At 62.0% G+C, this 25,586-nt stretch carries 23 protein-coding genes; 16 read left to right on the top strand and 7 right to left on the bottom strand.

Annotated elements, in window-relative coordinates; genetic code table 11:
• Positions 1–151: 151 nt before the first annotated feature.
• Together rlmB and QZY67_RS04560 are read left to right on the top strand one after the other, a co-directional pair.
• Complete coding sequence (gene rlmB, locus QZY67_RS04565) at positions 152–928, top strand: 23S rRNA (guanosine(2251)-2'-O)-methyltransferase RlmB (protein WP_295368761.1); 777 nt, start codon at positions 152–154, stop codon at positions 926–928.
• Positions 929–981: 53 nt separating this feature from the next.
• The gene (locus QZY67_RS04560; RefSeq protein ID WP_295368760.1) at positions 982–3,216 is read left to right on the top strand and encodes a hypothetical protein; all 2,235 of its coding nucleotides are present in this window, start codon (positions 982–984) and stop codon (positions 3,214–3,216) included.
• 58 nt (positions 3,217–3,274) lie between these two features.
• Here QZY67_RS04560 and QZY67_RS04555 read toward each other — a convergent pair whose 3' ends face one another.
• Both QZY67_RS04555 and QZY67_RS04550 read right to left on the bottom strand, forming a co-directional pair.
• Complete coding sequence (locus QZY67_RS04555) at positions 3,275–4,348, bottom strand: hypothetical protein (RefSeq protein WP_295368759.1); 1,074 nt, start codon at positions 4,346–4,348, stop codon at positions 3,275–3,277.
• 25 nt (positions 4,349–4,373) lie between these two features.
• Entirely contained in the window at positions 4,374–6,158 is a 1,785-nt protein-coding gene (locus QZY67_RS04550; protein ID WP_295368758.1) for an ABC transporter ATP-binding protein, read from the bottom strand.
• A gap of 261 nt (positions 6,159–6,419) precedes the next feature.
• Between QZY67_RS04550 and QZY67_RS04545 the strand changes: the two genes are divergently transcribed.
• The 3 genes from QZY67_RS04545 (at position 6,420) to QZY67_RS04535 (ending at position 10,657) form a co-directional block, all read left to right on the top strand.
• Positions 6,420–7,130 (top strand): hypothetical protein, encoded by a 711-nt coding sequence (locus QZY67_RS04545; protein ID WP_295368757.1) that lies wholly within the window; start codon positions 6,420–6,422, stop codon positions 7,128–7,130.
• Positions 7,131–7,419: 289 nt separating this feature from the next.
• Complete coding sequence (locus tag QZY67_RS04540; RefSeq protein ID WP_295368756.1) at positions 7,420–9,543, top strand: 5'-nucleotidase C-terminal domain-containing protein; 2,124 nt, start codon at positions 7,420–7,422, stop codon at positions 9,541–9,543.
• A gap of 181 nt (positions 9,544–9,724) precedes the next feature.
• Positions 9,725–10,657, top strand: coding sequence for an AEC family transporter (locus QZY67_RS04535; RefSeq protein WP_295368755.1), 933 nt, complete (start codon positions 9,725–9,727; stop codon positions 10,655–10,657).
• A 44-nt stretch (positions 10,658–10,701) separates the two neighbouring features.
• Here QZY67_RS04535 and QZY67_RS04530 read toward each other — a convergent pair whose 3' ends face one another.
• Positions 10,702–11,043 carry an AzlD domain-containing protein gene (locus QZY67_RS04530; RefSeq protein ID WP_295368754.1) on the bottom strand — a complete coding sequence of 114 codons (342 nt, stop codon included), beginning with the start codon at positions 11,041–11,043 and terminating at the stop codon, positions 10,702–10,704.
• Positions 11,040–11,753: an AzlC family ABC transporter permease gene (locus tag QZY67_RS04525; protein WP_295368753.1), complete on the bottom strand. Its 714-nt coding sequence runs from the start codon at positions 11,751–11,753 to the stop codon at positions 11,040–11,042. The genes QZY67_RS04530 and QZY67_RS04525 overlap by 4 nt, the downstream gene beginning before the upstream one ends.
• A gap of 369 nt (positions 11,754–12,122) precedes the next feature.
• Between QZY67_RS04525 and QZY67_RS04520 the strand changes: the two genes are divergently transcribed.
• The 6 genes from QZY67_RS04520 to QZY67_RS04495 all read left to right on the top strand — a co-directional run bounded on the left by QZY67_RS04520 (position 12,123) and on the right by QZY67_RS04495 (position 18,246).
• Positions 12,123–13,013: a YegS/Rv2252/BmrU family lipid kinase gene (locus tag QZY67_RS04520; protein WP_295368752.1), complete on the top strand. Its 891-nt coding sequence runs from the start codon at positions 12,123–12,125 to the stop codon at positions 13,011–13,013.
• A gap of 391 nt (positions 13,014–13,404) precedes the next feature.
• Positions 13,405–14,697: a cytosine permease gene (gene codB, locus QZY67_RS04515; RefSeq protein ID WP_295368751.1), complete on the top strand. Its 1,293-nt coding sequence runs from the start codon at positions 13,405–13,407 to the stop codon at positions 14,695–14,697.
• Between the two features lie 40 nt (positions 14,698–14,737).
• Positions 14,738–15,334 carry an isochorismatase family cysteine hydrolase gene (locus tag QZY67_RS04510; protein WP_295368750.1) on the top strand — a complete coding sequence of 199 codons (597 nt, stop codon included), beginning with the start codon at positions 14,738–14,740 and terminating at the stop codon, positions 15,332–15,334.
• A 54-nt stretch (positions 15,335–15,388) separates the two neighbouring features.
• Entirely contained in the window at positions 15,389–16,354 is a 966-nt protein-coding gene (locus QZY67_RS04505; protein ID WP_295368749.1) for an isochorismatase family protein, read from the top strand.
• A gap of 119 nt (positions 16,355–16,473) precedes the next feature.
• On the top strand, positions 16,474–17,133 hold the full coding sequence (locus tag QZY67_RS04500) for a hypothetical protein (RefSeq protein WP_295368748.1): 660 nt from the start codon (positions 16,474–16,476) through the stop codon (positions 17,131–17,133).
• A gap of 54 nt (positions 17,134–17,187) precedes the next feature.
• A complete protein-coding gene (locus QZY67_RS04495; RefSeq protein WP_366448936.1) occupies positions 17,188–18,246 on the top strand; it encodes an alcohol dehydrogenase in 1,059 nt (352 codons plus the stop codon).
• A 255-nt stretch (positions 18,247–18,501) separates the two neighbouring features.
• On the opposite strand, the gene QZY67_RS04490 is transcribed toward QZY67_RS04495, so the two are convergent.
• A complete protein-coding gene (locus tag QZY67_RS04490) occupies positions 18,502–19,725 on the bottom strand; it encodes a stage II sporulation protein P (protein ID WP_295368747.1) in 1,224 nt (407 codons plus the stop codon).
• A gap of 173 nt (positions 19,726–19,898) precedes the next feature.
• Here QZY67_RS04490 and QZY67_RS04485 point away from each other — a divergent pair, with 173 nt between their 5' ends.
• Together QZY67_RS04485 and QZY67_RS04480 are read left to right on the top strand one after the other, a co-directional pair.
• Positions 19,899–20,426, top strand: a complete 528-nt coding sequence (locus QZY67_RS04485) for a MarR family transcriptional regulator (protein ID WP_295368746.1) — start codon at positions 19,899–19,901, stop codon at positions 20,424–20,426.
• 23 nt (positions 20,427–20,449) lie between these two features.
• Positions 20,450–21,292 (top strand): DegV family protein, encoded by an 843-nt coding sequence (locus tag QZY67_RS04480; protein ID WP_295368745.1) that lies wholly within the window; start codon positions 20,450–20,452, stop codon positions 21,290–21,292.
• A gap of 350 nt (positions 21,293–21,642) precedes the next feature.
• On the opposite strand, the gene QZY67_RS04475 is transcribed toward QZY67_RS04480, so the two are convergent.
• Together QZY67_RS04475 and QZY67_RS04470 are read right to left on the bottom strand one after the other, a co-directional pair.
• On the bottom strand, positions 21,643–21,888 hold the full coding sequence (locus QZY67_RS04475) for a hypothetical protein (protein WP_294535269.1): 246 nt from the start codon (positions 21,886–21,888) through the stop codon (positions 21,643–21,645).
• 217 nt (positions 21,889–22,105) lie between these two features.
• Positions 22,106–22,348 carry a hypothetical protein gene (locus QZY67_RS04470; RefSeq protein ID WP_294535267.1) on the bottom strand — a complete coding sequence of 81 codons (243 nt, stop codon included), beginning with the start codon at positions 22,346–22,348 and terminating at the stop codon, positions 22,106–22,108.
• A 265-nt stretch (positions 22,349–22,613) separates the two neighbouring features.
• Between QZY67_RS04470 and QZY67_RS04465 the strand changes: the two genes are divergently transcribed.
• The 3 genes from QZY67_RS04465 (at position 22,614) to QZY67_RS04455 (ending at position 25,572) form a co-directional block, all read left to right on the top strand.
• Positions 22,614–23,528: a phosphatidylglycerol lysyltransferase domain-containing protein gene (locus QZY67_RS04465; protein WP_295368744.1), complete on the top strand. Its 915-nt coding sequence runs from the start codon at positions 22,614–22,616 to the stop codon at positions 23,526–23,528.
• Positions 23,529–23,586: 58 nt separating this feature from the next.
• Positions 23,587–24,465, top strand: a complete 879-nt coding sequence (locus QZY67_RS04460) for a GNAT family N-acetyltransferase (protein ID WP_295368743.1) — start codon at positions 23,587–23,589, stop codon at positions 24,463–24,465.
• 219 nt (positions 24,466–24,684) lie between these two features.
• Entirely contained in the window at positions 24,685–25,572 is an 888-nt protein-coding gene (locus QZY67_RS04455) for a transporter substrate-binding domain-containing protein (protein ID WP_295368742.1), read from the top strand.
• Positions 25,573–25,586 lie beyond the last annotated feature (14 nt).

The raw sequence follows: 25,586 nt of genomic DNA, 5'->3' as shown, positions 1-25,586 counted from the left end.
ACTTTCTATGAAGTGGCGCAATTTTACAAAAAGCGCGTCCCACGCATGTCCGGTGGATTTTTTGTCCGGCGGGGATTTTTATCTTTTTCTCCACAGGGGAATGTGCTATACTGTATTTTATTATGGACTCAACAGAAAGGCTGGACATGCCATGCGAGAGCAGAAGGATCGCAGAAGAGCGCCGGAGGCCGAGGCCGACGGCATGATTGAGGGCCGCAACGCGGTCATGGAGGCCCTCCGGGCGGGCACGCCCATCGACAAGATTTTCCTGGCCAGGGGCGAGACCGACGCCACGCTGGGCCATATCGCCTCCTCGGCCCGGGAGAAGGGCATTGTGGTGGTGGAGGCCGACCGGCGGAAGCTGGACGGCATGAGCCGTACCCACGCCCACCAGGGCGTCATCGCCATGGCCGCCGTGCGGGAGTACGCCGCTGTGGACGACATCCTCAACGCCGCCCGGGAGAAGGGGGAGCCCCCTCTCATTGTGGTGTGCGACGAGCTGAGCGACCCCCACAACCTGGGCGCGGTCATCCGCACCGCCGAGTGCGCCGGCGCCCACGGGGTCATCATCCCCAAGCGCCGCTCCGCCGGGCTCACCGCCGTGGTGGCCAAGACCTCGGCGGGGGCGGTGTCCTACGTGCCGGTGGCCCGGGTTCCCAACCTGACCGCGCTCCTCAAGGAGCTGAAGGACGAGGGCCTGTGGATTTTCGGAACCGCCGCCGACGGGGACACTTCCCTCTACGACGCCGACCTGAAGGGCCCCGCCGCCATTGTCATCGGCAGCGAGGGGGACGGCATGGGCCGTCTGGTTTCCCAGCAGTGCGACTTCAAGGTCAGCATTCCCATGAAGGGCAAACTCAATTCCCTCAACGCCAGCGCCGCGGCAGCCATTCTGCTGTACGAGGCGGTGCGCCAGCGGGGGCTGTAAGCCTCCGCCCGGCGTGTTAAAAAACCACACCCCAGAAAAAGGACGAAGGCCCTATGCCGAAGGATCGGGACGACGAACTGAATAGACATGGCGGCCCCGCGCCGGAGTTCACCCTGGAGGAGATTCTGGCCGAGTACCGGGACCGCCGTGAGAGCGGGCTGGACGACGACACCATCCCCCTGCCTGTCATCCCCCAAAAGGACCTGCCCCCCGGGCACCGGTCCGGCATGCGGAAGGGAACGGGCGGCAATGTGGTGCGCTTTCCCGGCGGGAAGGGCCGCCCCCTCCCGCCGCCCGGGGAGGATGGCGAAGCGGAAGGGCCAGTCCGTTTTTCCGACAGGGCTGCACCCGAAGAGGGGCCGCCGGAAGAAGCGGAGACGGACGCTGATGAAAACGGCGCTTTCCCGGAGGACGGCACGGAGGACAGCGCTGAGCCACAGGCCGAGTCTCCCGGGGCCTTTTTCTCCGCCCGCCTGGACGCCCTGCGCCGGAAGGCGGACGAGTACGCCGGGCATATGTTTGAAGAGGAGGGCATTGAGGACGACGAGGAGGTCCGCCGGGCGGAGAAGTATCTCCCCGGCGTGGACCGGGAGGAGGAGCGCCCCCCCTTCCGCATCCGCCCGCCCCGGCGGGTGATCCCCCCGGCGCCGGACATCCCCCCGGCGGAGCTGTTCAAGCGGTACGGCCGGGGCCTCAAGTTCCTGCGGATGCGCACGGCCATGGTGCTGCTGCTGTCCCTGCCTCTGATCTACCTCACCCTGGCCCCCTTCTTCCGCATGCCCCTGCCCGGGATGCTCTCCGGCTCCTATGCGCTCCAGGTGTACACCCTGGCGGGTCTGCTGGGGGGCGCCATGCTGCTGGGCATTGATGTGCTGCTGCGGGGCCTGCTCCAGCTGCTGCGGCTTCAGATGGGGATGGACACCCTGGTGTCCTTCTCCTGCATCGCCACCCTGGCCGACGCCCTGACCATGATATCCCTGGGGGGACGGGAGGGACAGCTGCCCTACTGCGCCGTGTCCGCCCTGGCCCTGGGCCTGACCATGTGGGGCACGGTGCTCAAGCGGCAGGGCCAGCGCAGCGCCTGCCGCACCGCCGCCTCGGCCCATGAGCCCTATCTGGTCACTCTGGACCCGGGCAAGTGGAACGGCCGGGAGGCCTACGCCAAGTGGTCGGGGGACCCGGCGGGCTTCGGCAGCCAGATCCAGGCCGCGGACGGCGCCCAGCGGATCTTCCGGGTGGCCGCCCCCCTGATTTTTATCGCCGCCTTCCTCTTCTCCCTCCTCTCCTCTCTGGGCCGGCAGCGGCCGGAGCTGCTCCTCTGGTGCCTGTCCGCCACCCTCACCGCAGGGGCCTCCTTCTCGGCGGCGCTGTGCTTCGGGATGCCCTGGAACAGCCTGTGCCGCCGTCTGTCCGGCGTGGGCGCCGCCATCGCCGGCTGGGACGGCGTGGCCGGCGGCACCGGCGCTGGGATTCTTCTCACCGACACCGACCTCTTCCCTCCCGGCTCGGTGGCACTTAACGGCATCAAAATCTTCGGCAATTTCTCGGTGGAGAAGGTGGTGGCCGTCACCGCCACCCTCATCCGGGATTCGGGCAGCGGCCTGGACAAGATTTTCCACGACCTGCTCCGCTCCCAGGGGGCCATCTACCGCCGCTGCTCCGCCTTTGAGCGGTGTGAGGGCGGTCTGGCCGCCGGCATCCGGGGTGAGCAGATTCTGGTGGGCTCGGCGGCCTTCATGCACCTGATGGAGGTGGCCCTGCCCCAGGGGCTCAACGTGAAAAACGCGGTGTTCTGCGCCATTGACGGGGAGCTGGCCGGGCTGTTCGCCCTGAACTACAACCTCCACGGCGCGGTGCGGCCCGCCCTCACCGCCCTCATCCGCAACAAAATCGGCCCTGTGCTGTGCACCCGGGACTTCAACCTGATTCCCGCCATGCTCCGCCAGCGGTTCAAGCTGCCGGTGGAGAAGATGGAGTTCCCCGAGATGGTGCGGCGGACCGAGCTGTCCGACCCCGACCAGGAGCACAGCGACACCCTGTCCGCCGTCCTCTGCCGGGAGGGGCTGGGCCCCTTCTCCGAGGCGGTGGTGGGCGGCCGCAGGCTGCGGCAGGCGGTGCGGGGCAGCGCGGCCCTGGCCTCCGTAGGCTCGGCCATCGGCGTGCTGCTGGCCTTCTACCTCACCTTTGTGCAGTCCTACAGCTCCCTCTCCCCCGCCAACCTGCTGATCTTCATGGTCATGTGGCTGGTGCCCACCCTGCTCATCTCGGGCTGGGTGAACCGGTATTAACATAGGCAAAAGAATCCCCTGCAAGCCGCACCCGGCGGCTTGCAGGGGATTCTTTCTGTCAGGAGAGGCCCAGGCAGGCGCGGATCTCCTGCCGGAGGGCGGTCATCTCAGGGTAGTCGAAGAAGAAGTTCAGCTTCTGCTCCCACACCGCATCCCCCGGCCGGGGCCCGTCCTGGAGGACAAAGTAGGTAAAGCTCTCGGCAATGTCCTCCGAGGGACTGCTGGAGGCGTAGTCGGTGACAAAGTCGTCCTCATGGCGGAGGAAGAAGTTATAGGTGTCCATGTCGGCGAGGCGGTCATCCAGGTAATCGGCCCAGAACCGCTGGTAGAAGTCGTCCAGATAGGAGCCGTCCCGGGTCACCATCCCCTCCTCGTTGTAGGTGGAGGCGGTCTGCCGGGCAGTGTACTTCACCTGCCCGCCGTTGAGGGTCAGGTAGTGGCTGTACTCATGGAGCACGGTCTCCACAAACATCTGCCCGTCCCCGGCGTCCGCCGGGTCCACGGCGATCTCCCACTTCTTTCCCTTATCATCCGCCTGCTGGACGTAGGCCAGGGTCTCGTACTCCCCGTCGGTGAACACGATGAAGCGGGTAAAGTCCTCCCAGGCGTCCGCCGGGAGCATGGCGGTCATCTGGTCCCACAGGGCCTGGTAATCCGCCTCAGTATAGTCTCCGGTGTCCTTGCCGGGCAGCGCCTGACTGCGCACAATCTCTCCGCCGGAGGTGATGTCAAAGGCGGCCAGGGTCCGCTCCTCCGGATTACCGTACCCCCAGGTGCCGCCGTCGCCGATGTAGCGGATGGTGTACTCCTCGTAGAGGTCGTTGAGCTTATCCACAAGCCGCTGCTCCCGGGTGGATTTTTCCCACCGGTCCGCCTCCAGCCGCTCCTGCCGGAGGGGCCAGAGCTGCTCCATCAGGTCCAGGCAGGCGGCATACTCCTCCTCGGTCACCTGGCCGGACAGCAGGCCCAGCTGGGCGTCCACCATGGCCCTGGCGCCGGCGCGCTCATCCTCGGTGAGTTCACGGGGCCGTCCCCCCACGCCGGCAAAGCCGCCTGCGGCCGGTTCGACTCCGCAGCCGGCCAGCAGCAGCAGGGCCAGCAGCAGGGCCGCGATGGATTTGATTTTCTGCACAGCATACACCTCCGCAGTGGAAAACTCAGCCATCCCGGCCGCCCTTCTGGGCGTTCCAAAGCCGGGCGTACTCCCCGCCGGCGGCCAGCAGCTCCTCATGGGTGCCCTCCTCCTGAATACCCGCGCCGTCGATGACGATGATGCGGGAGGCGGAGCGGATGGTGGAGAGCCGGTGGGCGATGATCAGGGTGGTGCGGCCCTCCGCCAGGGCGTCAAAGGCGGACTGGATATGGTCCTCGGTGACGGAGTCCAGGGCGGAGGTGGCCTCGTCCAGGATGAGGATGGGCGGGTTTTTCAGAAAGATGCGGGCGATGGACACCCGCTGCTTCTGTCCGCCGGACAGCATGACGCCCCGCTCGCCCACCTGGGTCTGGAAGCCGTCGGGCATGTCCATGATGTCGTCGTAAATCTCCGCCAGCCTGGCCGCCGCCACAATCTCGGCGTCAGTGGCGTCGGGGCGTCCGTAGCGGATGTTGTCGTAGATGGTGCCCGCGAAGAGGAACACATCCTGCTGGACAATGCCGATGTTCTCCCGCAGGGAGCGCTGCTTCAGGGTGCGCACGTCGTGGCCGTCCACCAGGATGCGGCCCTCGGTCACGTCGTAGAACCGGGGGATGAGCTGGCACAGGGTGGATTTGCCGCCGCCGGAGGGGCCCACCACCGCCACCGTCTCGCCGGGGCGGACGTGGAGGGTCACATGGGAGAGCACCGGCTCGGGGGAGGACTCGTACCGGAAGGTCACGTCGTCCACCAGAATGTCCCCCTTCACGCCGGTCAGGTCGGCGGCGTTGGGGGCATCCTGAATCTCAGGCTCCACCTCCATCAGCTCCACAAAGCGCTTGAAGCCCGCCATGCCCTGCATGAACTGCTCCACAAAGGCGGAGAGCTTGCGGATGGGGGTGATGAAGGTGGTGACGTAGAGGGAGAAGGCGGTCAGGTCGGCCAGGTCCATCTTCCCCTGCATGATGAGCATGCCGCCGAAGGCGATGACCAGCACGCTCATCATGCCCATGGCCAGCTCCAGGCCGGACTGGTAGGTGGCCATGGCCTTGTAGTAGCCCCGCTTGGCGTTGCGGAACTGGTCGTTGGCGGCGGCGAACTTGGCGCTCTCGGCGGCCTCGTTGGCAAAGGCCTTGGCGGTGCGCATGCCGGAGATGGAGGACTCCACCTCCCCGTTGATGCCCGCCAGGCGCTGCTTTACCTCGGTGGAGCAGCGCATCATCCGCTTGCGCTGGAAGATGGTGAACAGGGCGAAGAGGGGCACCACCGCGAAGACGATGAGGGCCAGCTCCCACCGGATGGTGAGCATGATGCAGAAGGCGCCCACCAGGGTGACGGTGGAGATAAACAGGTCCTCAGGGCCGTGGTGGGCCAGCTCGGTGATCTCAAAGAGGTCGCCGGTGACCCGGCTCATGAGCTGGCCGGTGCGGTTTTTGTCGTAGAAGGAGAAGGACAGGTCCTGCATGTGGGCGAACAGATCCCGGCGGATATCCGCCTCCATCCGCACGCCCAGCAGATGGCCCCAATAGGTGACAATGTAGTAGAACACGCCCTTGAGCACATAGGCCGCCGCCAGCACGGCCATAACGGCAAAGAAGGTCCCGAACAGCTTCTCCGGCAGCAGGTCCTTCATGGCCAGCCGGGAGAAGTAGGGGAAGGCCAGGTCCACGATGCAGATGAACAGGGCGCACACCATGTCCAGGGCGAAGAGCTTCCAGTGGGGGCGGTAGTAGGAGGCAAAAATGCGGAGATAGCCCCGCCTGCCTTGACGCTTGGAGGACAAAACGATTCTTCCTTTCTTATCTTTCATCTGGATTTTTAGTATAGCCGCTTTCTTGCTGCACTGTCAATGGCGAGAACGGCGCAAAAAGCCCAAACATTTATTCATAAATTTTTTAATATTATATAGATATGTTTTGTTTAAAACAAACAAAAACATTTGACGGGCAGAACCATTTATTTTATACTAATAATGAAGAGAATGTTTTTAGAGGTGATTCCAATGGGCTGCCCTGCATCGTAGTAGGCAAAAGAATAAAATGATATTTCCGTTATAATGAGGTGCGCAGATATGAAACTCTCCAAACGGAAACGAATATCCTTGTTGGCGCTGGGTGTCATTTTAATACTTGCTGCAACAGTTCAGGCACTTGCTCTCAATACCGTTCAGGAGACAGAAGAGGACGAGGATTATACTTTAATCATGGATCCCGGCATAGGCCCCCAGACTCCATCGCCCGGCATGAAGGAATGCTATCTCTATCCCACAGGAAATGGCGGGTATACAGAGGTACAAAAAGTATGGGATCCCGGTACAAGTCAGGATGTTATACTTGCAGAAGAGGCCGATGAGGTGTATCTTACACCTCAAAAAACAAATGAAACCACCTATGAATATGCTGATAAGAGCGGATCGCTCACGATCACCATGTATCTGACCAACGAACTGTCCAGCCCCCTTCCGCTGTCTGCAACAAGGTATGGAGCCAGCTGGTCCCTGGCATCGGGGGAGTATACAAAAGGGACAACCAGCCTGGACGTAAGCAGCGGGCCCTGTCGTATCTATGTAAGTGGTTCTTTGGGCGGCGGTTCTGGTACGCTCGGATATTATTCAGCCTCCAATCACCAATATTACTGGCTCACTCCTCCGTGCATCAGCTTTTGTTCTTTTTCAAACATCTACTTTACGGTGTGCGCTTCGCACCCAATGAACTTGGCTTTGAAGAATGATGGCGCAGCAGCCGATACTTTTATTGGAGAATACTGGATCACACCGGATTAACTGCTTGGGAACATTCAGAAAGCGTATTCGCGCCCTCCGCCAGCTATGCTGGTCGTTCCCCGTCCTTTCTCTTCTCTGTTCCGCCCATTTTAAAGCGCTGCGCCCGCTCCGGCGGCCTGACGCCCAGCTCGTTTTTGCACGGCGTGTCCCCTGTGCTCTTTCAGGGGATGCGCCGTAAATTTCGCACAGAAACACCCATATGTCCATTGCGGTAATTGTGTAAAGCGTCTACAATGAAGGCGAGCAGGCCGCTGGACCTGAAACAGAATGAAGTGAAGGAGCGATAGAAATGAAACAGCGAAGGAGCGGTATCCGTACCCTGCTGGCCGGGCTGCTGTCCGCAGCCATGCTGGCCTCCCTGGTGCCCGCGGCACTGGCCGCCGGCACGGGAGAAACCCACATCACCATCATCGGCACCTCAGACACCCACGGCAACATCTGGGGTTACTCCTATGAGGACATGAAGGAGAGCACCGGGGACGGCCTGGCCCGCATCTCCACCTACGTCAACCAGGTCCGGGCAGAGAACCCCAACACCATTCTGGTGGACGCGGGCGACACCATCCAGGGCACCATCATGACCGACGACCTCTACTCCAAGGACACCGCCAACCACCCTGTCCCCGCCGCGCTCAACTATATGAAGTACGACGCCTGGACTCTGGGCAACCATGAGTTCAACTTCGGCGTGGACAAGCTCAAGTCCATCATCGACCAGGCCGACATGCCCGTCCTGGCCGCCAACATCAAGAACGCCGACGGCAGCTACTTCACCGGCGCGGGCTACACCATCGTGGAGCGGGGCGGCGTGAACGTGGCCATCATCGGCGTGGACACCCCCAACATCCCCCGGTGGGACGGCACCAAGCAGGGCGTGGACCAGCTGACCTTTGAGCCCATGGCCGACGCCGTGGCCGAGTGCATCGAGGAGATCGGCGACCAGGCCGACGTGATCATGGTCTCCGCCCACGCGGGCCTGGAGGCCGAGTACTCCACCGACGGCTCCGACGCCGCCAAGACCATTCTGGACAAGTGCCCCGAGGTGGACGTGCTCCAGATGGGCCACACCCATACGACCTACATCAACAACGACACCATCCCCGTGGGCGAGGCCAAGAACAACGCCGGCGAGGTGGTCCGCTATGACCTGACCCTCAACGCCGACAAGGAGATCACCTCCGCCACCGTGGAGACCGTCTCCATGAAGGACGTGGAGCCCGACCAGGGCCTGCGGGACGTGGCCGCCATCAAGGAAGCCCAGGAAAAGACCGTGTCCTTCATTCAGGACAACGTGCTGGGCCATGCCGCCGCAGACTTCCAGCCCGTCAACGAGATCAACGGCCTGCCCGAGGGCCGCCTGCAGGACACCGCCGTCATCGACCTCATCGGCACCGTCCAGCTGGAGAACTCCGGCGCCGACGTGACCGCCGTGGCCCTGTTCAAGGACACCAGCGACCTGAAGAAGGGCGATCTGAACTACGGCAACATGTTCGACATCTATAAGTACCCCAATGTGCTCTACACCGTGAAGGTCACCGGCGCGGAGATGAAGGCCTACATGGAGTGGGCCGCCGAGTGCTGGAACCAGTGGAAGCCCGGGGACATCAACATCTCCTTTAATCCCGACAAGGCCGGCTATCTCCACGACCACTTCATCGGCCTGAACTACGAGGTCAATCTGTCCAAGCCCGCCGGGCAGCGGATTGAGAACGTGACCTTCCAGGGCCGGCCCCTCACCGACGACCAGGTCCTCACCCTGTGCGTCAACGACTACCGCTACACCGGCCTGAAGAACGAGGGCATCATCTCCGGCGAGAAGGAGTGGGAGTCCTCCGCTTCCGTGCGCGACATGCTGGTGGCCTACCTGGCCGAGCACGACCCCCTGGAGCCCGTGGTGGACAACAACTGGAAGATCACCGGCGTGGACCTGCAGCTGGACAACCCGGAGCGGGCCGCCTACATTGAGAAGATCAACGCCGGCGAGCTGGCCACCCCCTACAACAAGAGCATCAACCTGAACGAGGCCAACAACGTGGTGGTCAACGGCAAGCTGTTCTCCGCCGCCGAGCGGGGCGGCTTCTACCGCCTGCGCGACCTGGCCACCGCCTTCGCTGGCACTACCGCCGGCTTTAACGTGGAGTGGGTGGACGGCCAGGTGGTCATCACCACCGGCGCCGCCTATGCCGCCGAGGCCCTGCCCGCCGTCACTGTTCCCGCCTTTGAGACCTCCGGCACCATCACCGTCCTGGTGGACGGCAAGCCGGTGGACGTGACCGCCGGGCTGTACCAGGGCAACTACTACGTCTCCCTGGACACCGTCAACAGCCTGCTGGGCATCCAGGCCGCTCAGGCCGACGGCGTGATCACCCTCACCGCCGACAAGGCCGACGCCGGCAACGGCAACGCCGGTTAACCGCATCTGTCTGTCTCAGATTTGAGCGGGCGGGGACTTTTCCCTGCCCGCTCTTCTCTGTCCCGAGCCTCTCCAAAGGGCGGGCCCCGGCCCTTGCATCCCAACTCCGGGCAGACTATAATAAAAATACTGCGTTTTCTCTCCCGGCAGAAAATCCCTGTACAGATGCGAGGTTCTTGAAATGTGGGATATCTTCCATAATCTGATGGTGGTGGCGGGGCAGGTGGTCACCCTCTTTCTGCTGATGGGGGTGGGCTTTGTCCTCTCCAAGCTGGGCCGCCTCTCCTCCGACACACTGGGGCAGCTGTCCTTCCTGCTGCTGTACGTTGTCATCCCCTGCGTCATCATCGACTCCCTGCAGGTGGAGCCCGACGAGGCCCTGATGAGGAACATGCTGCTCATGTTCCTCCTTACCGCCGGATACTATGTGGTATTCTGTTCCCCCCTCCCCCTGCTGTTCCGCTCCAGCCCGGAGGATACCCGGGCGGTGCTCCGGTTCGGCACCGTATACGCCAACAACGGCTTTATGGGCATCCCCCTGCTTCAGGCGGTGCTGGGACCCAGCACCGCCATCTTCGCCGTGGTGGCCACCGTCACCTTTAATCTCGCCCAGTGGACCCACGGGGTCATCCTCATGAGCGGGCGGAAACGGCTCTCCCTCCGGCAGGCCCTGCTCAACCCGGGCACTGTGGGCCTGGCCGTGGGACTGGTGCTCTTTCTCAGCGGGCTGCGGCTGCCCTCCATGGTGGGCAGCGCGGTGGGCTTTCTCGCCGACCTGAACACCCCCCTGGCCATGGTGGTCATCGGCGGCCAGATGGCCCGCACCAGCCTGGGCAGCACCTTCCGGCGGCCCGACCTGTACGCCGTCGCCCTTTTGAAGCTGGCAGCCATCCCCGCCGTCACCGCTCTGGTGCTCCTGCCCTTCCACCTGCCGCCCCTGGTGTACTGCTCCATGGTCATTCTGGCCGGAACCCCCACTGCGGGCACCAGCAGCATCCTGGCCCAGCAGTTCGGCCGGGACGCCGGCTCCGCCGCCCAGATGGTCACCCTGTCCACCCTGCTGTCGGTCATCACCCTGCCGCTGGTGGCTGTGGCTGCCAGCCTGCTGTCCTGAAAGAACAGAACTGCCGCCGGATTTTCGGCGGCAGTTCTTTGATTTTATACGAATACAGCCTGCACCAGCACCATATAAAGGATGGTGCCCCCGAAGATAGACAGCAGGTTGTTGTGTTTCCACAGATGGAGCGCCACCACCGCCGCCACGGCGATTATCTGGGGCAGCCATCCGGCGGGGACAAACAGGCTGGCGCTCCGCAGGGCACGCAGGCAGTAGACAATGAGCATGGCGATGATGGCGGGGGGCAGCACCCGGCCCAGGTAAAGCACCAGCTTTGGGGGATTGCCGCCCCGGTCAAAGAGCAGGAAGGGCAGGGCCCGGGTGAGAAAGGTGACTGCGGCCATGATCGCGATGGCCAGCACAGCGTGAATTGCGGGAGTCATGCGTCCGCCTCCTTTCCGGCGGTCTCCTGTTCCTTCTCCAGCCGGGGCCGGAGAAGCAGCAGCGCCGCCACAATAGCGCCAAGCGCCGGGAGCAGCATCTGCTCCTCCCCCACCAGAATGAGGAAGAGCAGGGTGCAGCCCGCCCCCAGGAGGGCGGGCAGGTGCTCCCTGGCCGCCTTCCACTGGTCCACCGCAATGACCACAAAGAGGGCGGTCATGGCGAAGTCGATGCCGGTGATGTCAAGGGACAGCAGGCCTCCGGCCACGCCGCCGATCACCGACCCGGCAATCCAGTACAGGTGATCCAGAATGGCCACGGCAAAATAGAAGTCCCTGGGGCTCACGCCCACGGGTACGGCGGCCCCGGCCAGCAGAGCATAGGTCTCGTCGGTAAGGGAAAAGATCATATAGAACTTCCGCCAGCCCATGCCCCGGAACTTCTCCAGCATGGACAGACCGTACACCAGGTGGCGGAAATTGATGAGCAGGGTCATCACCGCCACAGTGCCCAGCCCGGCGGCGGTGGAGAGCAGCTCCACCGCCAGGTACTGGCCCGACCCGGCATAGATGGTCAGGCTCATGAAAAATGCCCAGATAAAGTTGAAGCCCGCCCGCTCCAGCATCAGCCCAAAGGCGATGCCGATGGACAGATAGCCCATCAGCACCGGCAGGGTGACGGGAAACGCGGCGGCCAGCGCCTTGCGGTTCATGGGAACGCCTCCTCTGCTTACTTGCATACAACAGCTTGTTAAAGTAATAGTTTAGTTCTTTTTAGGGAAAAAGGCAAGCGGAGGTTTACAATTTTTCCGTCCTGGGCAAAGCCTGATTGCATTTCCCAAAGGATACGGTATAATGGGGCTGTTAAATCTCGGGCGAGGGTTCCGGCAGGGAGGTGGCATCTCGCCCCATTCGCTCCGCCGGAACCGCGCTCTGCTCGCCCGTGCTCTGCTCTCTGCCAACTTTGGAAGCGCTCCAATATGCGGCGGCCCCAGGGACCGCCGCAGCTTTTACTACCTTTTTGCTCCTCCTCCCCCCGAATGGCGGGAGGAAGGGCCAAGTTTTATCTGCTCGGAGGAATTATGAAGAAGCTGCTCTTTATCTATAATCCCCACGCCGGAAAGGGACAGATCCGCGCCAAGCTGGCCGACGTGCTGGACATCTTCACCAAGGCGGGCTGGCTGGTGACGGTCCGCCCCACCCAGGGCAAGTCGGACGCCACTTACGCGGCCGCCCAGCTGGGCGGTGCGTTTGACCGGGTGGTGTGCTGCGGTGGAGACGGCACGCTCCACGAGGTGGTCACCGGTCTGATGGCGCTGGAACGCCGCCCTGAGGTGGGCTATATTCCCGCCGGCACCACCAACGACTTCTCACGCAATCTGAAGCTGCCCAAGGGATACGACGCCCTGGCCGCCACGGCGGCGGAGGGCTCCCCCCGCCCGGTGGACATCGGCCGGTTCAACGACCGCTACTTTGTCTATGTGGCCGCCTTCGGCGCCTTCACCGACGTGGCCTACGACACGCCCCAGCAGGTGAAGAACATGTTCGGGCACCTGGCCTACGTGCTGGAGGGCATCGCCCGGCTGGGCAACCTGAAGGGATACCAGGCCCGGGTGGAGTATGACGGCGGCGTGCTGGAGGATGAATTTATTTTCGGCATGGTGAGCAACACCGTCTCGGTGGGGGGGATGCTGGGCCTGCCCGCCGACAGCGTGGCGCTGGACGACGGGCTGCTGGAAGCGATCATGGTGCGCACGCCGCGAACGCCCCTGGAGCTCCAGGGGGTTATCGCGGCCCTGATGAAGCAGACCACCGACGAGGCGGCGGGGGTGCTGGGCTTCCACACCTCCCGGCTGAAAATTACCTGCGCCGACGAGACCCCCTGGACCCTGGACGGAGAGTACGGCGGCTCTCCCCAGGCGGCTGAAATTACGGCCTGCCGCCATGCGGTGAACATTGTCTACGGCGCCTGACGGCCGCCTCCCTCTCTTTATCTTTGCCCTGGCACGCCCCGGAATGGGGAGTGCCAGGGCGCTTTTCCTTTTTGGAGGGATATATTTGTTAAAAAATCGTCAATAAGAAGCCGCTTTTTGTGATTTTAAACTCTTGTGGCCTGTGTTATGTTCAAAGTGCTGTAATTCAAGAGAAGTTTTCTCTATTTTAGATTCATTTTTCACAATTTCCACTTGACATTCCCCTAAGGGGATGGTTTATAGTTTGAGTTGAGCAGAGGGCTGCTCCGCTGGCCTGGCCGGGAGAATCCGGCCCGGTTCCCGGCCCGGTTGTGTGTCAGGGCGGGCGGCGGCGGACGGTGGAACGCGCCTGAGTTCAGTCTATTTTATAACCAGAAAGGGATGTGTTTGTGTGAAAAAGGAAGACACCGCAGCGAAAACCCCAGAGACCACCGCGGCTGACAGCAGCGACGAGTACAGCAACGCGCGCGTACCCATGTCGGCACGGAAGTCATGGCTGAGCCTTCTGACCGTCTCCCTTGGCTACGTGTTCGTGGTTACCAGCATGCAGGCGGGCGGCAATATGGGCGTTGGCCTCACCTTTACCGACACGGTGCTGGCCACCCTCCTGAGCAGCGCCATCCTGGCGGTTCTGGCCTGCGCCATGGGCGTCATTTCGGCCAAGACCGGCATGAGCACCGGCCTGCTGAGCAAGTACTCCTTCGGCAAGGCGGGCACCTATGTGCCGGTCGCCATCGTGGTCATCACCACCATCGGCTGGTTCTCCATTGACGCATACCTCATCGGCCAGACCACCAATACCCTCTTCCCGGTCATTCCCATTATCCCCGTCGCCATCCTGGGCGGCATCGGCATGACCTTTACCGCCATGCGCGGCATGAAGTGGATGACCTATCTGAGCAACATCGCCGTGCCTCTCATCATCATCTTCGGCGTCATCTCCATGGTCATCGCAGTGAACGATGCCGGCGGCGTTGCCGGCATGAACGCGATTGTCCCCGAGAAGCCCATTGACTTCAGCTACGCAGTGGGTCTGGGCGTCGGCTCCTACGCGGTTGGCGCCGTCATGTTCACGCCCGACATCATGCGCTTCTCCAAGAATGCCCGCACCGCCGTTATCGTCATGATCATCACCCTGATGCTGGGCAACACCTTCATGCTCCTCTCCGGCGCCATCGGCTCCGTTGTCACCGGCACCCCCGACGTGGCCATTATGCTGTCCATGCAGGGCCTGCTGGCGCCCGCCTTCCTGGTGCTGGTGCTCAACATCTGGTCCACCGCCCAGGGCTGCGTGTACTCCGGCTCCATGACCCTCAACAGTGTGGTACCTAAGTGCAAGCGCACCTGGCTGGTCATCGGCTTCGGCGTTATCGGCATCATCTTCGCCATCATCGGCTTCTACAACTACTTCGGCTCCTACATCGACTTCCTGTCCGCCACCGTGCCTCCCCTGGGCGGCATCTTCCTGGCCGACTTCCTGGTGACCTATAAGCAGAATTATCCCGATCCGGAAGAGGCTGAGCTGCCCACCGTCAATATTGCCGGCTTCATCTCCTGGGTCCTGGGCTTTATTGTCACCCGCATCCCCTTCGGCATGCCCGTCGTCAACGGCATCATCGTCGCCTTTGTCGTCAAGGCGATTCTGGGCGCCGTCATGGGCAGCGGCGTGAAGAAGCGCGCTTAATTCCACCTCAACCACATGCGAAAGGAAGGTTTTTGGATTTATGAAAGGCTTTGCAGAACATTTTGTGGATGACGGCTCCAACTTCGAACTGACCGACCCCGCCCTGCTCATCGTGGACATGGTCAACGACTTCTGCAAGGAGGGCGGCGCCATGGTGCTGCCCGAGGGCATGGAGACCGTGGAGCCCACCCAGCGGCTCATCGCCGCCTTCCGGGCCAAGAAGCTGCCCATCATCTTCATCAACGACTGGCACCGGGCCGGCAAGTACGACAAGGAGTTTGACAAGCGCTCCCCCCACTGCATCGAGGGCACCTGGGGCGGCAAGGTCATCGACGAGCTGGCCCCCCAGCCCGAGGACTACCAGATCCCCAAGCGGCGCTTCAGCGGCTTCTACCAGACCGATCTGGACCTGGTGCTCCGTGAGCTGGGCCGCAAGACCGTGGTGGTCACCGGCGTGGTCACCAACATCTGCGTCCGCTCCACCTGCCACGACGCCTTCTTCCGGGGCTATCAGGTGATCGTCCCCAAAGACTGCGTCCGGGCCACCGGTCCCCGTGAGCAGGAGTCCTCCCTGTGGGACATTGAGACCCACTTCGGCGCCGTCACCGACAGCGATGCCGTTCTGGCCCGCCTGTAACCCATCCCGCCGCCCACCGGCGGCCCATACCCGGCGGCAGAGGAGGGACCTGAAATGCTGACCGTCAAGGCAGCGGCGGACGCCACCGGCCTCACCGTCAAGGGAATCCGTTTTTACGAAAAAATCGGTTTGATCCGGCCGGCGGCTCGTTCGCCGGCCGGATACCGGCTTTATTCAGAGGAGGATGTGGCCCGGCTCCACCAGATTCACTTTTACCGGGAGCAGAAGTTCTCTCTGGAGGATATCGACGCCATTCTCAACAACCCGGACACCGACCTGCGCAGTTACCTGAAGCGTCAGCTTTTTGACGTGGAAGAGCAGATCCAGCAGCTGGAGCGGGTGCGGAACACGCTGGACCGGGTCCTGCGGGAGAACAACTGCCGGAGCGCCGTCGACGACGAAGTGAGGGACGCGGAGCGCCGCAGCCGCTACGCCATCGTGAGCACGGATCTGCAAAACGAATTTCTGGAGGGCGGCTCCATGTACTGCCGCCGCATCTACAATATTATCGAGCCCCTCCGCGCCATGCTGGAGCGGGCCAGGGCCATGGGCATTCCGGTCATCTACGTCCGGGATTCCCACCACCGGAACGACCCGGAGCTGGAGATCTGGCCCGATCACTGCCTGGAGGGCACCTGGGGCGCGCAGATTATCGATGCGCTCTCCCCTGCTCCAGAGGATTACGTGCTCAAAAAGAACTATTTCAACGCCTTTATTGGCACCAAGCTCCAGGCCACCCTGAAAAAGCTTGGCACAGAGACCATTATTTTCACCGGCTGGCGCACTCACGTCTGCGTGGCCCAGACCGCCATCGAGGCCTTTCAGCGGGGCTACCGGATTCTGGTGGCAGGGGACTGTGTGGACTCCACCACCCAGGTGGAGCATGAGTGCGGATTGAATATGCTTCAGGTCAATTACTGTGCAGAAATCCTTCCGGGGCAAGAGATCTTAAATATTCTGTCCGACGAAATGGACCGGGACAGAGAAAAGGAGGCGAAGAAAGCGTCCTCTCAGGCATAAGGGCGTCACGGAGTGGTTCCACGAAAACAGCAGAGAGGAGGAGAACGGTGTCCCTGTGGAAGCTCTGGACCATAGCGCAGGAATGAGACGGATGAGTGCGCAAAGAAGGAGGGCTTATTTTGGTTAAAGGTAAATACACAGTGAGAAGCATCCTTGTCCGCTGCATCGTGATTATGGTAGGCGTTGTCATCACCGGCTTTGGCGCGGCGGCCTATGTCATGGCGGCACTTGGAAGCGACCCGGTCACCGCGTTTGTGCAAGGCATGGGCGTGCAGCTGAATTTGGACTTCGGCATGGCCATGAACATCTTTAACATCATCTTCTTTGTTATTATCCTGATTCTGAACCGCAAAATGATCAACATCGGCACCGTCCTGTATACGTTTACGCTGGGCACCTTCAGCAATATCTTCATCAGTATGCTCACCGCACTCATGGGGGATGCCCCGGGCCTTCCCATTAAGATCATCGTTCTGGTCCTGGGCACCCTTGCGCTGGGCGTGGGCCTTGGCCTCTATCAGTCCGCCGAGCTGGGCTGCGGTCCCTCGGACGCATTCAACCAGACCATGGCGAAAATGACCAAGATCCCCCTGAAGTGGGAGCGCATCATCTTTGATGCGGTCATGGTCGTGGGCGGCTTCATTATGGGCGGCACTGTGTTCTTTGGCACGATTCTCGGCATGGTGGGCGTCGGCCCCGTAATGGCGCCCATTATCACCAAGCTGGGTCCCATAGTGGACCAGTGGGCCGGGACCGTTCGGGAACCCGTCGCAGAGTAGTCAAATCACTTGGCATTTGTGTATCGGAAACCGACCATTAAAAAAGGAGTATGCATGATGAGTGGAAAAATGATGGGCGTAGTTTACCATGGAAAAGGCGACCTCCGCTTTGAAGAGCGGGATATCCCCACCATTTTGGACCCCAGGGATGCCATTGTCAAAGTGGGCATGTCCAGCATCTGCACCAGCGACTTCCACATCCGTAACGGCGCCGTCCCACGGGCGCGGGAGAATGTGATCCTCGGCCATGAGTTTGCCGGCGAGGTTGTCGCCGTAGGCGACGCGGTCAAGAAGATCAAGCCCGGCCAGCGGGTGGCCGCCAATGTGGAGACCTTCTGCGGCGAGTGTTACTTCTGCAAGCGCGGCTTTGTCAACAACTGCGTGACCGGCGGCTGGGAGCTGGGCTGCCGCATCGACGGCTGCCAGACCGAATATGTCCGGGTCCCCTATGCGGACAACGGCCTGACCGTCATTCCTGACAGTCTGGAATACGAGGACGTCATTATGATCTCCTGTATCCTGCCCAGCGGCTACTTCGGCGCGGAGCTGGCGGAGATCAAGCCGGGCGACGTGGTGGTGGTGCTGGGCGCCGGTCCGGTGGGCTGTACCACCATGATGTGCGCCCGACTCTTCGGCCCCGCCTTCATCGTGGCGGTGGATGTCATCGACGAGCGCCTGGAATTCGCCAAGCGGCACGGCTGGTGCGACGTGACGGTCAATCCCGGCAAGGAGGATCTGGACGCTGTCGTAAAGGGGCTTACCGACGGCCGGGGCGCCGACTCCGTTATCGAAGTGGCGGGCGGCAAGGATACCTTTGAGACCGCGTGGAAGGTGGCCCGCCCCAACGGCATCGTCTCCCTCATCGCCATGTACGAGGAGGCCCAGAGCCTGCCCCTCCACCTGATGTACGGCAAGAACCTGACCTTCAAGACCGGCGGCGTGGACGCCTCCCACAACGACACCCTGATGAAGCTCATTGAGGGCGGAAAGATTAACTGCCGCCCCCTCATCACCCACACCATGCCCCTCAACGATATTATGCATGGGTATGACATCTTTGAGCACCACCTGGACGGCTGCGTCAAGGTAGCCATCACCCCCTATGAGCGCTGACCGCCAGGCTCCTCCCAGGGCCTGACGGAGGCGGTTTATCCCCCTGAAAAGAATTGACTGGCACAATTACGCACGGCCCGGGACAGAAGTCCCGGGCTGTGCGTAATTGTGCCGCGTGCTGAAAAAGCGGTTGAAAAGAATCCCTCTGGTCCGGGAGACGGGCAGTGCAAAGGAGGCAATTTTGAAAAATCGAGCGGCTTCCGCCGTACAGCCTTTTTCGGCAGTCTCGGCCCCGGGCGCCCGCTTCCCTCCCGCTTATCCATCCCCCTCCAGCTCCAGCAGGACCTGTCCCGCAGCCCGGGCAAAGAGCCGGGCGCCCCGGATGGCCTCCTGAAGGGTATTGCCGTGGGCGCCCACCTCCACCAGCAGCGATCCGTTGGTCAGCTCCTGGTTGTACACCGAGCTGCCCCGGATGGTGATGGGGCGGGCCAGGGTGGGGTAGAGGGTGTCCATGCTCTTCTGAATTTTCATCGCCAGGGTCAGGTTTTCCATCCATCGGGGGTAGTCCCCTGCCTCCGGGCTGCCCATGACCAGCATGACCTGGGCGGTGTCCTGGCCGTCCACGGTGGTGAGTGGCTTGTAGACCGTGCCGTCCTCCCCGATGAGGGCGTCCCGGTGGACGTCCAGCACGATTTTGATGGAGGGGTACTGCTCCAGATAGGCCTCCACCCCCACGCCCGACCGGCCGTAGGCCCCGTTGTACTGGGGATAGTCGTAGGGCGTCTCGTCGTGGAGGACGGACAGCCCCATCTCCTCAAAGACCTCCTTCATCTCCTCCCCGATGCGGACCATGTTCTGAGTGTTGTCCAGGGTGCGGCTGTTGTCGGTCTGGACGTACACATCCGTGCCATCGGGCGTGTACGCCTCCGTGGCGTGGGTGTGCATGATGAGAATCTGGGGCTCCGCCGGGTCGCCCAGCGTAATATTCACCTGTGCGGAGGCCAGCGCCGCCGCGTCCACCTCCACGCCGGTGGTATTGTAAATATATACCCCGTCCGCCCGGGTGTATCCGCTGCCCGAGGAGGGCACCAGCGTGCGGGGAATGATGTCGTCGGGCGCGGTGGTGACGGCAGGGAGGCTTGCCGGGTCCTCCGGGTCCTCAGCCTCCGGGGTGGGGGAGGGCTTCGCCGGGTCCGCCGGCGCCTCCGGCTCCGCTGCCCCGGCGCCATTCTCTCCAGCCAGCCACTGGGCCACCGCCTCCTCGTTGCTCCGCAGCAGGGTGGACTGTCCCACCACCAGCCGGCCCCACCGGTCCAGGGCCTCAAAGGGCCCCCCGGCCCCCTCCACCTCTCCCAGCTCCGCCCGGAGGACGGCGGAGACAAAGCCGCCGTCCTCCCCCAGGGCCCGGAATGCCTCGGCCGCCGCGCCGGCGCCCGCCGCCGCCAGCAGCGCCCACAGCGCCGCCGTGACCATTACCAGCGCCGCGCTCCGCCGGAGCACTCTGCCCCACTGAATCCCGTTGTGCCTGTCCCTTTTCATCTGTATCCCATCCCTTCATGGGAAAATTTATGCGGCAGCCCGGGCGGGTATGACGGATATTTAATTTGGCATTCAAAATATGCTTGACTTTTGCAGTATCTCCTATATAATTGCTACTGAATCGGGCATATAAGGACCATTCCATATATTTTTGAAAAGGGGGGGCGAAGGCCGTGGACCAGCACCGCGAGGCGCTCAACCGGTTTCTGGTTGAGGTGTTCCATGAGGTTCTTAAAACAGAGGAGCTGGCGCTGTCCAGCGTGAAGGGGGAGCTGTCTCTCCGGGAGCTTCACCTGATTGAAGAGGTATGCCGGGCGGCAGATCTGGGGCTGGACAACCGGGCCACCGCCATCGCCGCCGCCCAGCGGGTGACGGCGGGCACCCTGACCACGGCGGTGTCCCTGCTGGAGCGAAAGGGCTATCTGGAGCGCCGCCGGGACGCGTACGACAAGCGGGTGGTGCGCATCCTGCCCACCGAAAAGGCCCGTCAGGCCAACCGGGAGCACGAGCGCTTTCACGAGGAGCTGGTGGATTACATTCTCAGCTCTCTCTCCCAGGAGGAGGCCCAGGTCTTTGTCCGGGCGCTGGGCCGGGTGGACGGTTTCCTTCAGGAAAAGGCGGCCGCTTCCTGCCGCACCGCAGGGCAGGCCGCACCGCCCGCCGCTATGGAACAGATGAGAGAAAAAAGTGGAACGCTGTAAGACAACAGCAGGAGGTATGTAAAATGATCCGTATTGTTACCGACAGCACCAGCGACCTCTCTCCCGCGCGCCGGGAAGCTCTGGGCGTGGATGTCATCCCCCTCTCGGTTCACTTTGGGGAGGAGGTCTTCCGGGATGGCGTGGACATCACCAACGCGGAGTTCTACGACCGTCTCTCCAAGGCGGAGACCCTGCCCACCACCTCCCAGATCAACCCTGAAGTCTTTGCCGACCTGTTTCGGAAGTACCTGGACCAGGGGGATGAGATTGTAGGCATCTTCATCTCCGGCGCCATGTCGGGGACCTGCCAGAGCGCCCTCATCGCCCGGGACATGGTGGACGGCGAGGACCGCATCCATGTTGTGGACTCCCGCACCGTGACCTTTGCCCTTGGCCTGCTGGTGGAGGTGGCCGCCTCCCTGCGGGATCAGGGGCTCTCCGCCGGGGAGCTGGCCGCCCGGCTGGAGGAACTGGCGGGCCGCCTGCGGCTGCTGGCCGTGGTGGACACACTGAAATACCTGAAGATGGGCGGGCGCATCTCCACCGCCTCCGCCGTGGTGGGCGCGCTGCTGAATATCTCTCCCATTATCACCATTGAAAACGGCCTGGTGGAGGGCATCGGCAAGGCCCGGGGCCGGAAGGCCGCCTTCCAGTGGATTGCCAAGCGGATGGAGAAGGAGGCACCCGACCTGTCCCTGCCCGTGGCCTTCGGCCACTCCAACGCTCCCGAGGCCATGGCCGAGTGCCAGGCCTTCTTTGCCGATATGATCGGGGCCGCCACCGTCTATGCCAGCGACATCGGCAGCGTCGTGGGCACACATGCAGGCCCGGGCGCCACGGGGATCGTCTATTTCCGCGCCCAGTAAATCAAGGAGCCTCCGGCTATCAGCCGGAGGCTCCTCAGCGTGTCGAAAAACCTCCCAGAAGAGGAAGCCTCGCAGAGTTCCGTCATCCGCAGATGACGGAATCAAATGAAAACCCGTCATTTTCGGGGACATGCGCCTCGAAAATGACACTTCTCGTGAAATTTTTGCCGACAATTTCATCAGAAATCGAGGCGAAAATTTCATGAAGCTCCTTCGAAAAAGTGGCGGAAGCCACTTTTTCGACAGACTGAGGAGCCTCCGGCTATCAGCCGGAGGCTCCTGTGCATATAAAAAGCGGCGCACCGCTCTGCGCAGTACGCCGCACCTCAGTTTTTATTGCGGGAAGGCGCTTATGCCTTCCGGGCCGCCAGTTTCGCTCTGCTCGCCAGCTCCAGGCGGCGAATCACATACACAGAGTCGGTGACGACCTTGACCGGCTTGGAGAAGTCCAGCACAAACAGACCGATAAAGGACCCGGCGTCAATGCGCACGGAACCGTCCCCGGACTCAAAAAACACCGGCTCTTCCACTGCCTGGGCCAGCTTCTGCACCTCGGCAATCTCGTTGAAGGAATCGAACTTTGCTTCAAACACCATTTAAGGTCACCTCCTTTAGGCATCCCCAGTATATCATCGGAGGCTTATTTGAATCAATAGTCGCTTTCCACAATCTTCATTACCCATTAAGTAAAATATTATGGATTATTATCTGCCTATTTTTTAGTTAAAAAATGTCTTACCTTAGTTTTTTGAAATAATTTTAAACAACATCCAGATACTTTGCTCAAACAGCTATCTTTAGCCTGTCCTTAAATTAAAAAGATGCGCACTGTGCCTCCTCGTCCAGATAATCCAGCTGGGAGAGCAGCTCCTGGGATTCGGTGATAATGCACACGGGACGGGAGTAGTCCAGGGCAAAGAGACCGATGAGGGACTTGGCGTCGGCCAGGACATCCCCTTCCACCTCCCGGAGCATCACCTCCTCGGGGACGGAACATGCCATCCGGCGCAGGCGCCGGATCTCTTCCGCACTGCGGAACTTTCGGACAACGGTCATATGCGTTCCCTCCTTTGTTTTATCATAGCATACTTTTCTCCGTCTGTGAAGCAGAGTTATTTTCTTCACATTCTCTCCTGATTTCCATGTCTATCGCGTCAAAAAGTTCACAATTTTATTTTCTTATTACCACGGATCCGGCGGAAAAAAGATCCACATTCGGGAATAAATTCATTGTTTCTCACTAGGATATGTGGTAGAATAGATAAGAACGTCTGCGGGAAACGCGGGCGTATACTCTTTGACATTGGAGCGCATGCATTCTATGATAGAATTCCGAATGCCCCAGTTGGCGGACAAGGCGTGGATAGACCAGCTGCTCCGCCGTTCCGACTATCGGGGCTGTGAGTATAATTTTACCAACCTCTTCGCGTGGAAGGACGCCTACCGCCATCAGGTGGCAAGGCTGGAGGATTTTCTGGTGGTACACCTGTGCGGCGGGCTGGGCTGCAGCTACCTCTACCCCGCCGGCAGCGGCGACTGGAAGGCGGTTATCTCCGCCCTCCGGACTGACGCGGAGGAGCGGGGCCAGCCGCTGCGGCTGGTATGCCTCACCCGGGAGCAGACCCAGGCGCTGGAGGCCCTGTTCCCCGGCCGGTTCCGGTTTGCGCCCGACCGGGACGGCTGGGACTACCTCTATGAGATCGACCGTCTGGCCGACCTGGGCGGCAAAAAGCTCCACGGAAAGCGCAACCACATCAACCGCTTTCTGGAGAACAACCCCACCTGGGTCTACGAGCCCATTACCCCCGACAGCCTGGCCGAGTGCCTGGAGATGGATAAGGAGTGGTACCGGCGGAGCATGATCCGGGAGGGCGCCGCCGAGGAGCGGGACCTGGGGGACGAGGGCCGGGCCCTCCGCCTGGCCATTGAGCATTACCACGCGCTGGGCCTGGAGGGCGGACTCATCCGGGTGTACGGCGAGGTGGTGGCCTTTACCATGGGCGACATGCTCTCCTCCGACACCTTCGACGTCCACTTTGAAAAGGCCTACGGGGAGCTGCAGGGCGCCTACGCCATGATCAACCGGGAGTTTGCCCGCTGGGTGCGGGAGCGCCACCCCGAGGTCCGCTATCTGAACCGGGAGGACGACATGGGGGTGGAGGGCCTGCGGAAGGCCAAGGCGTCCTACTATCCCGACTTGATGGTGGAAAAGTACAGCGCAGTCTGGCAGTCATAACGGGCGACACGGGCCGCCGGAAACCGGCGTATATTCAATCAGAAGGATGGGTGATACTATGGTAGAAATCCGTCCCTCCAAAGCGGAGGAGCTGGAGGCGCAGAAGGGCCTTTGGAAGGCGGCGTTTGGCGACGACGAGGCGTATATCGAGCTTTTTTACAGCACCTGCGCCAGGCCGGAGGATGTGCTGATCTTGTCCGAGGACGGCGTTCTGTGCAGCATGCTGGCCCTGCTGCCCCTTGAGGTGGCGCTGCCCGGCGGGGGAAAGCTGACCTCCTCCTATGTGTACGCGCTGGCCACCGATCCCAGCGCCCGCAAGCAGGGGTACGGCCGCGCCCTGCTCCAGTACGCGGAGATGTACCTGCGGGAGCGGGGTGTGGACTGCATCACCGTAGTGCCCGCCGAGGCCGGGCTGTTCAAGTTCTTTGAGACCGTGGGCTTCACCGAGTGCTTCTCCAACCGGCGGGCGGAGCTGCTGGAGCGCATGGCGCCGCCCCTTCCGGCCAAGAGCAGCCTGGAGGCGGTGGACGCCGCCGCCTACGGCGCGCTGCGGGAGCGCCTGCTCTCCGGCACATTCCACGCCCGGTACGGCGAGAAGCTGCTGGCCTTTCAGGAGGGCGCCTCCCGCCTGAGCGGCGCCGGGCTCTACCGGATTGTGATGGAAGATAGGGAGGGCTGCGCCGCCGCTGAGTACACCGGCGACAGGAGCCTGGCCATCAAGGAGCTGCTGATCTCCCCCGCCCTGCTGGAGGGGGCCGTATCCTTAATAAAAGAGAAGCTTCCGGCCGACCGGTATTTTGTCCGCACGCCCGCCCTGTGGGACGGCCTGCCCGGCAGCTATATTCAGCCCTTTGCCATGGTCAAGTGGCTGCGGGAGGACCTGCGCCAGGCCTGGGGCGAGGAGCGGTCGGGCTATTTCGGCCTGGGCTTCGATTAAATGAAACCAAGACCGGCGCCGCAGCAGCGGCGCCGGTCTTTTTCCCGCCTCCGTCTCCAGCTCCAGTCCCCCGTATGGACAAATTGACTTAAATTGAATATTCATTCACCTTCATTTGAATGCACACCACAAAAATTCAAAAAACCCTTGCATTATTCCTGCATGAGGTGTATAATCCACTCAATCAAAAAACCCAAAAGGATGAAGGAGAGAATGAATATGAAGACTTGGAAGAAGATTCTCGCACTTGCACTTGCCGCCGGCATGAGCCTTTCCCTGCTCTCCGGCTGCGGCAGCGATACCACCGGCGGCGACACCGGCACCCCCGCTCCCTCCAACAGCACCACTCCCAGCGAGAGCCAGACCGCCGAGGTCACCGGCCCCGCCGCCTGGACCTCTGTGGATGACCTGAAGGGCGCCAAGATCGCCGTTCAGGAGGGCACCACCGGCAACGACGTGGCCTCTGCCATCGAGGGCGCTGAGGTCAGCGCTTTCAAGGCCGTGGCCCAGTGCGGCATGGAACTCATGAACGGCCGGGTGGACTGCGTGATCGTGGACACCAACCCCGCCCAGTCCCTGGTGGACGCCAACCCCGACGCGCTGATGCTGCTGCCCTTCCCCGCCAGCGAGGAGAGCGAGACCTACGCCATCGCCACCCAGAAGAACGACGAGGGCGCCGCCCTGGCCGAGGAGTTCAACGCCGCCATGGCGACTCTGAATGAGAACGGTACCTTCGATGCCATTGTGGACAAGAATATCTCCAAGAATGAGGACGCCCAGCTCCCCGAGCTGCCTGCCTACGAGTCCAAGGGCACCCTGGTGATGGGCACCAACTGCGAGTTCGAGCCCTTTGAGTACCTGGACGACGCGGGCAACCCGGTGGGCTTCGACATCGACTACGCCACCTATCTCTGCGCAACCATGGGCTACGACCTGCAGATCGAGAATATGGACTTCGACGCCCTTATCCCCGCCCTCCAGTCCGGCCGGATTGACTTCATCGCCGCCGGCCTGACCCGGGACGAAGAGCGGGAGAAGAACGCCAACTTCACCGACGGCTACTATGAGGCCGTGCAGTCCATCGTGGTGGCCAAGCCCCAGGCCTGAGCCCCGCGCCCACA

The sequence above is a fragment of the uncultured Pseudoflavonifractor sp. genome (assembly GCA_904419835.1).
Taxonomy (GTDB): domain Bacteria; phylum Bacillota; class Clostridia; order Oscillospirales; family Oscillospiraceae; genus Pseudoflavonifractor.
This window is presented reverse-complemented; position numbering and strand designations above follow the sequence as displayed.

Coding starts and splice junctions, on each gene's coding strand:
- rlmB (WP_295368761.1), top strand. CDS start 152: ATGCGAGAGCAGAAGGATCGCAGAAGAGCGCCGGAGGCCGAGGCCGAC.
- QZY67_RS04560 (WP_295368760.1), top strand. CDS start 982: ATGCCGAAGGATCGGGACGACGAACTGAATAGACATGGCGGCCCCGCG.
- QZY67_RS04550 (WP_295368758.1), bottom strand. CDS start 6,158: ATGAAAGATAAGAAAGGAAGAATCGTTTTGTCCTCCAAGCGTCAAGGC.
- QZY67_RS04545 (WP_295368757.1), top strand. CDS start 6,420: ATGAAACTCTCCAAACGGAAACGAATATCCTTGTTGGCGCTGGGTGTC.
- QZY67_RS04540 (WP_295368756.1), top strand. CDS start 7,420: ATGAAACAGCGAAGGAGCGGTATCCGTACCCTGCTGGCCGGGCTGCTG.
- QZY67_RS04535 (WP_295368755.1), top strand. CDS start 9,725: ATGTGGGATATCTTCCATAATCTGATGGTGGTGGCGGGGCAGGTGGTC.
- QZY67_RS04530 (WP_295368754.1), bottom strand. CDS start 11,043: ATGACTCCCGCAATTCACGCTGTGCTGGCCATCGCGATCATGGCCGCA.
- QZY67_RS04525 (WP_295368753.1), bottom strand. CDS start 11,753: ATGAACCGCAAGGCGCTGGCCGCCGCGTTTCCCGTCACCCTGCCGGTG.
- QZY67_RS04520 (WP_295368752.1), top strand. CDS start 12,123: ATGAAGAAGCTGCTCTTTATCTATAATCCCCACGCCGGAAAGGGACAG.
- QZY67_RS04510 (WP_295368750.1), top strand. CDS start 14,738: ATGAAAGGCTTTGCAGAACATTTTGTGGATGACGGCTCCAACTTCGAA.
- QZY67_RS04505 (WP_295368749.1), top strand. CDS start 15,389: ATGCTGACCGTCAAGGCAGCGGCGGACGCCACCGGCCTCACCGTCAAG.
- QZY67_RS04495 (WP_366448936.1), top strand. CDS start 17,188: ATGATGAGTGGAAAAATGATGGGCGTAGTTTACCATGGAAAAGGCGAC.
- QZY67_RS04490 (WP_295368747.1), bottom strand. CDS start 19,725: ATGAAAAGGGACAGGCACAACGGGATTCAGTGGGGCAGAGTGCTCCGG.
- QZY67_RS04480 (WP_295368745.1), top strand. CDS start 20,450: ATGATCCGTATTGTTACCGACAGCACCAGCGACCTCTCTCCCGCGCGC.
- QZY67_RS04475 (WP_294535269.1), bottom strand. CDS start 21,888: ATGGTGTTTGAAGCAAAGTTCGATTCCTTCAACGAGATTGCCGAGGTG.
- QZY67_RS04470 (WP_294535267.1), bottom strand. CDS start 22,348: ATGACCGTTGTCCGAAAGTTCCGCAGTGCGGAAGAGATCCGGCGCCTG.
- QZY67_RS04465 (WP_295368744.1), top strand. CDS start 22,614: ATGATAGAATTCCGAATGCCCCAGTTGGCGGACAAGGCGTGGATAGAC.
- QZY67_RS04460 (WP_295368743.1), top strand. CDS start 23,587: ATGGTAGAAATCCGTCCCTCCAAAGCGGAGGAGCTGGAGGCGCAGAAG.
- QZY67_RS04455 (WP_295368742.1), top strand. CDS start 24,685: ATGAAGACTTGGAAGAAGATTCTCGCACTTGCACTTGCCGCCGGCATG.